The 6,000-nt window shown below is 55.8% G+C and carries 6 protein-coding genes and 1 pseudogene; 4 read left to right on the plus strand and 3 right to left on the minus strand.

The window, feature by feature from the left end:
* A pseudogene (locus ABX962_RS27670) lies at positions 1–333 on the plus strand (hypothetical protein); the annotation flags it as partial.
* A gap of 13 nt (positions 334–346) precedes the next feature.
* Positions 347–1,117: a glucosamine-6-phosphate deaminase gene (gene nagB, locus ABX962_RS27675; protein ID WP_372724287.1), complete on the plus strand. Its 771-nt coding sequence runs from the start codon at positions 347–349 to the stop codon at positions 1,115–1,117.
* A gap of 212 nt (positions 1,118–1,329) precedes the next feature.
* Here the strand turns inward: nagB and ABX962_RS27680 are convergent, their stop codons facing one another.
* From ABX962_RS27680 to ABX962_RS27690, 3 genes are read right to left on the minus strand one after another with little or no spacing between them, the layout of a single operon-like run.
* Entirely contained in the window at positions 1,330–2,310 is a 981-nt protein-coding gene (locus ABX962_RS27680; RefSeq protein ID WP_339936415.1) for a Gfo/Idh/MocA family oxidoreductase, read from the minus strand.
* Positions 2,311–2,366: 56 nt separating this feature from the next.
* The gene (locus ABX962_RS27685) at positions 2,367–3,536 is read right to left on the minus strand and encodes a cysteine desulfurase family protein (RefSeq protein ID WP_372724289.1); all 1,170 of its coding nucleotides are present in this window, start codon (positions 3,534–3,536) and stop codon (positions 2,367–2,369) included.
* A complete protein-coding gene (locus ABX962_RS27690) occupies positions 3,523–3,795 on the minus strand; it encodes a hypothetical protein (protein ID WP_372724291.1) in 273 nt (90 codons plus the stop codon). The genes ABX962_RS27685 and ABX962_RS27690 overlap by 14 nt, the downstream gene beginning before the upstream one ends.
* 30 nt (positions 3,796–3,825) lie before the next feature.
* Between ABX962_RS27690 and ABX962_RS27695 the strand changes: the two genes are divergently transcribed.
* A complete protein-coding gene (locus ABX962_RS27695; protein ID WP_339936419.1) occupies positions 3,826–4,152 on the plus strand; it encodes a DUF6793 family protein in 327 nt (108 codons plus the stop codon).
* Between the two features lie 49 nt (positions 4,153–4,201).
* A partial coding sequence (locus ABX962_RS27700; RefSeq protein WP_372724293.1) for a hypothetical protein occupies positions 4,202–6,000 on the plus strand: 1,799 nt, incomplete at its 3' end.

Below are 6,000 nucleotides of genomic sequence, written 5' to 3' on the forward strand. Positions count from 1 at the left end.
CCGCCGGTTAAGCTTGAGGTTGACATCAATGTCGACGTGATCCTGCGTGATGGCAGCTTTGATCGTGCCGCAAGTGACGTGGATGTCAGCGGCGGCGCGGATAGCCCAGACACAGTCACCCACAGCCGGCCGCCAATCGGTGTCACGCTGGCGAACGTTTCGCCAGTCGCTCGCGCGTTAGCGCGTCAACAATTCGACGATCAAGTCAAACGGGTTCGCGTGTTTGTCAATCCTGAAAAACGCGACCTAATGACACACGCAGTTCGCGCCCATGGCGATTGGTCTACCCTTTTGATCGACGTGGTCCAAAGTGTCGACAACGAGATCGTTTAACTCTAGGAATGTCATGAACAAGCCTGCCTCTCTCTCTGCTCATGCCCACTCTGCCAAGGTTATTGTTTGTCGGGATGCGGCGGCTGCATCGCGAACGGTGGCAGACATGATCGTCGCAGCGGTCAACGCGAAACCCTCAATCGTGCTGGGGTTGGCAACCGGCGGAACACCCACCGCGACGTATGCGAACATCGTCGAAGATTTCCGAGCCGGTAAAGTGCAGTTTAAAAACGTTACCTCTTTTAATCTGGACGAATACATCGGACTCAGCGGAACGCACCCTCAGAGTTTTCGCTACTTTATGCAGTCCGAATTGTTTGATCACATCGACATCGATCCCAACAACACGTTTGTTCCCGAGGGAGGTGCGAGTGATCCTGTCTCACATGCGATCAAGTACGAAGCACAAATCGCTGCAGCCGGGGGGATTGATCTGCAATTATTGGGCATCGGTCACAATGGGCACATCGCCTTTAACGAACCCGGATCGTTGCCGTCCACACGAACACGCGTGGTCGAGTTGACGCCGTCGACGATCGAAAAGAATGCTCGCTTCTTTGCTTCGGTGGACGAGGTGCCTAAGACTGCGATCACGATGGGGATTGGCACGATCCTGGAAGCGAAACAGATTCTCTTGTTGGCCACCGGCGAAGGGAAAGCCGAAGCGGTGCGGCGTTCGCTGCAGGAAGCAGCCAGCGAAGAGATTCCCGCATCGTGGCTGCAGCAGCACCCCGGCGCGACGTTCGTCCTGGACGAGGCCGCCGCGAGTGAGTTGTCGCTGTAGAGAGCCGCGACACTCCGCGACCCAAAGAACAAACCGCCGGGCCGTTCGCGCTGCAATTGATTGGTTGTCTCAGGCCCTAGGTAAGCAAACGTTCGGAAATAAATTCGTCATTTCAAAATGTTTCCGAACCGTGCCTAAACTTCCGGGGCTTGGCCCCTCTATACAAAATCGCAACTCTAAATCTCAAGCGTCGGGTTGTGATGGTGGCCTGCTCACATCTCGTCGTGGGCAAGTTCCACCGATTCGTTGATCGCATCGATCATGTGCTGGGTATCGAGTGCTTGTTGCTGATAGACATCGAGAGGCTCGTCGCTAATAAATTTCGCGATCATACGACGTTCTTGGTTGCCTTCGAATGGAAACTGCTCGACGCCTCCGGTTGCATCATGGATCCAGCAGCGGGCGGGACGGTCATGCCATGGACGAGTGAAATCATCGCACACCAGCGATGCGTCACTGCCGGCAACTTCGAACCACTTTCGCGTCGACGTGTCGTAACCACAGGACAGCGTTGCGGTCACGTCATGGTCGAACCACATCATCGCCGTAATCCGCTGTGCGACGCCTTGCCGGACGACGCGTCCGGCGACCACACGGTTAGGCAACCCGCCCGCAATAAATCTTGCTAATGAGCAGACGTACCAACCGAGATCCAGCAAACATCCACCGCCCAATGCCGGGTCCAGTCGATGTTCGCCGGTGATGAAAGGACGGAAAAACGAAACCGCAGCACTGATGTGTCCAATTTTTCCAAACCGTCCTTCGTCTAACCAGCGACGAAACATTTCGGTCCGCTCGTGATGCAACCATCCTGTTGCGTCGAGCAGGCGAACCGAGTGGGCTTCACAGGCCAAGTGAACGGCAAGCGATTGTTTGGTGGAAAGCGTTAGCGGTTTTTCGCACAACACGTGTTTGCCTGCCTTCGCTGCGGCGATAGCCCATTCCGCATGCATCGATGGCGGTAAGGCAACATACACGGCATCGACATCGTCACGGACCAAGAGCGACTCGTAACCCTCAACCGCCGCCGCGATGCCATATTGATCGGCATGCCAACGAGCTCGTTCGCTCGTTCGGCTTGCGATCGCAGTGACTTCGGCGCCGTCGGTGGATTGAATGTCGGCGACCAATCGCCGAGTAATCCGCCCCGTTCCCAACACCCCAAAGCGTGTGATTGATCCTTCACCACTCATAAAACACGTTCTCTTGTTTCTAATAATTCGAATTGCTTGTTTCGTTCGATTGGCAACTAGGTCAATCGACGCAATTTGGCGTGTGATTCGATCAACCAATCTGCCGCCTGATGGATCTGTTGATCGGTGTTAAACCGCCCGATCCCGAATCGTACGCTTCGTCTCGCCTCGGATTCGCTGAGTCCAATGGCGGTCAACACATGGCTCGGTTTCGCATCAACGCTGCTACACGCCGAGCCGCTACTGAATGCGACCGACGGCGTTGCCGCCATCCACGCTTCGCCCTCGATCGATTCAAGTTGCAGATTCAAGTTGCCTGCCAATCGGTGCTGCGAAGCGAGTGGAATTCCATTGAATTGGATGCCATCGATTCCCGAGCACAGCAGTTGGAACAACTGGTTTCGCATTTGCCCGATCCGCTCGTGATGGCTTTCCATTTCATCAACTGCCAAATGTAGTGCCGTCGCCATCGCCACAATCCCGGCGGTATTCAGCGTGCCGCTGCGCAGTCCTTGCTGTTGTCCGCCACCGACGATTTGAGGCCTCAGGCGTACTCGTCGGTTGCCGTTGCCGACCACCAGTAAACCGCTGCCCTTGGGGCCATGAAATTTGTGTGCGGCCGCACTTAGCAAATCGACGTCTGTATCGAGCAGGTCCACCGGGATTCGCCCCACTGCCTGCGTCGCGTCGCTGTGTAGCAATACACCCCGGGAATGACAAATGTCTGCAATGATTTTCATCGGAGCGATCGAGCCGATTTCGTTGTTCGCCCACATTACCGAAACGATCGCGGTGTCGTCATCGATTGCTTCGGCGAGTTGGTCCAAATCGACGATTCCGCTCGAATCGTGGCCGTGCGGGATGACCGGGACTCGCGTCACACGAAATCCATCCCGCTGCAGATCATCGCAGACATCCAACACGGCATGGTGTTCGGAGGTCACCGAAACGAGATGGCGTTTTTTTTGGCGAGGATGCAGGCAAACACCGCGAATCGCCAAATTATTGCTCTCAGTCGCACCACTGGTGAAGATCACCGACTCGGAAGGAACATTCAATATCGATGCGATCGTTGCCGCTGACTGCTGTACGGCCGCTGCGGCGGTGCGTCCCATTTCATGCGATCCGCTGCTAGGATTCCCAAAATCCTCGGACAACCATGGTAACATCGCATCGACGACCCGCGGATCGCAGCTCGTGGTCGCGTGATTGTCAAGATAAATCATCGGTTGCGTTTGGAAAAAAGGGCGTATCTGCGGTTGAATCCATTGTAACGGGCTGGCTGGTTTTGCAGACCCGCCTGGGGTATGACAAGGAAACCAATAAAACCATCGAAAACAACCGTCCAAAAACTTTCCAGCGATTCACGTCGTCGGTATCATGCACTACCGATGCTTGGCGGAAAATTTTTTCTGCCGTCCGATCCCTCTGCCGCCCGATCCCTTTGCTCGTTGATTTGCCGATTGACGCGTTGCCGATAGACACGCTGACCCTCTCTCCGAAGGACCTTTACCCATGCCGCTTTTCGAGGTTGAAACCAACTCTCATATCATCATCACATGGGCCGAGGATGAAAAGGCGGCTCGTGCGGTGGTGGCGGACGCCTATCCCTACGATGAAATCGCCCGTTTGACCAAGCGGCCTCGTGATACATGGGTGATCAGCAAGGGCGTGCTCGGGCTCACCACCCCCGACCTGAATCCGTGTGCGGTGGCTCGCGAATGCTTGAGTCGTTCTTCGGGTGACAAGGTGAATGCGATTCGTTTGTATCGAATGGAAACCGGCAGCGATCTGGAACACGCACGCAAGGCGATTGAATCCAATATGGTCATGGGGTGGTAGTTCCGCCGGATCGTGTTGCATTTCCTTCTTTCGCCTGCCAGATTTTTTCATGCCGCGTTTTCCACTCTTGTTGGCCCTTCTGTGTAGCACGCTGATCGTGGGCTGCGATGGATGTCGTTCAACCCCCAGCGCCGAAGAAGAAGAAAAGAAAAAGGCGGCACTGCCTGATTTTACGTCCGCGCCCGCTCAAGCGTTTCCCGCCGATAGTGCACCGATCGGGGGCGGGATCAAGCCTGGCCATTGGTTCTCGGCCTCGGAAGTACTTAAGAGCAACCGCGAGGATGTACGCGGACAATTGGAAAGCTGGGCAAGATTGGGGAGAACATCGAGCCCCGATTCTCAAACGCCTCGCAATGCATTGGTCAACGTCCGCCCCATCGTGCTGCCCAAGGGGCAACAACGGCGGTTTGATTATCGCAACCTCGCTCCGCTGCCGAGTGGCGATTCCAAAAATGTCTTTCTCTCAAGCCAACTGTATTCGGGCGGTCGAGGGTTGGTGTATGACTCGCAGCCCGACGTGTTCCAGTTTCTTTCCCAGGAAGAATACTTTTTTATCATCTTGACGAATCGTCCCGAACGATTCGCGAAATTGATTGGTGCCGATTGGCAGCGTCCGTATCGCTCGGAAGCTGAATTCGCGAGCAAGGCAGCGAATTATCGAATCGTCATCCCCGACACCGACGAAGTGCTGCCGATCGCCGAAACGATGCTTGATTGGACCAGCACCGCGGTGGTGTTGTGGGACGATATCTCCGCCGATTCGCTGACTCCGGGACAAACCACTGCGATTGCCGACTGGATCCATTTTGGCGGCCAATTGATCGTCAACGGTGCTGATGGATCCGATGCCATCGCCGACTCGCCGCTTGTGGATCTGTTGCCGCTGCTGCCACGTGGCAACATCGAACTGGCCCCCGAATCGGCCACCGAATTGCTGAAGACGTGGTCCGTCAAAACCGATCGATCGACCGAAGCACAATCGGCACTGCTGCAGAGCGAGACCGCTCGGGTTGCGGTCGATGGAAACCTTGCCGCCGATGCGGACGATGTCACGGGAACCGGCAACCTGATCCTGCAACGCAGAATCGGTCGCGGCCGCGTCGTGCAGTCGCGATTTGATCTGATGAGCGATTGGATTTCGAACTGGGATTCCTACAACAGCTTCTTTAACGCCGTGATTTTGCAGCGGCCGCGACGCCAATTTGTCGCGATTGATGCCGATGTTTTACTGAAACACCAGTACGTTGATTTTCAGCGGTACGATGCCGACCCCACGATGAATACCACGTTTCGTATCGCCACTCGCGATGCACTGCTCGCCCCAAGCATGCCCGATCCAAGCATGCCCGATCCATTGGCGGGCGAACCATCCACTCCGAGCCAAAAAGCGGACGAGGACACCGCCGCGGCGAAGGCAACAAAATCGGAAAAAATACCGGCCAAGACGATGTTGTCGCGCGATCAATGGACCCGAGTCGATCCGGTGATGGGCATTGGCGGATGGAATAGCGCCAGCGACGCGGTCGATCTGACTCAGACCATTTTGCGGAACGAATCAGGGATCGTGATCCCGCCATCCTCGTTGGTGGTCCGCTCGCTTGGGTTTTACCTGCTGGCGTTGGTACCGCTGAACTATCTCGTTTTTCGTTTGTTTGGCAAACTGGAATACGCTTGGTTGGCCGTGCCGCTGATCGCTATCGCAGGCGCTATTTGGGTCGCTCGCTCGGCGCAACTTGATATTGGGTTTGCACGCAGCCAAACGGAGCTGGCGATTTTGGAAACCCAGCCTGGGTACGAACGCGGACACCTGGCTCGCGTCATCGCCATCTACAATTCATTGTCGAGCAC

This window comes from Novipirellula sp., from assembly GCF_041583735.1.
Classification (GTDB): Bacteria; Planctomycetota; Planctomycetia; order Pirellulales; family Pirellulaceae; genus Novipirellula.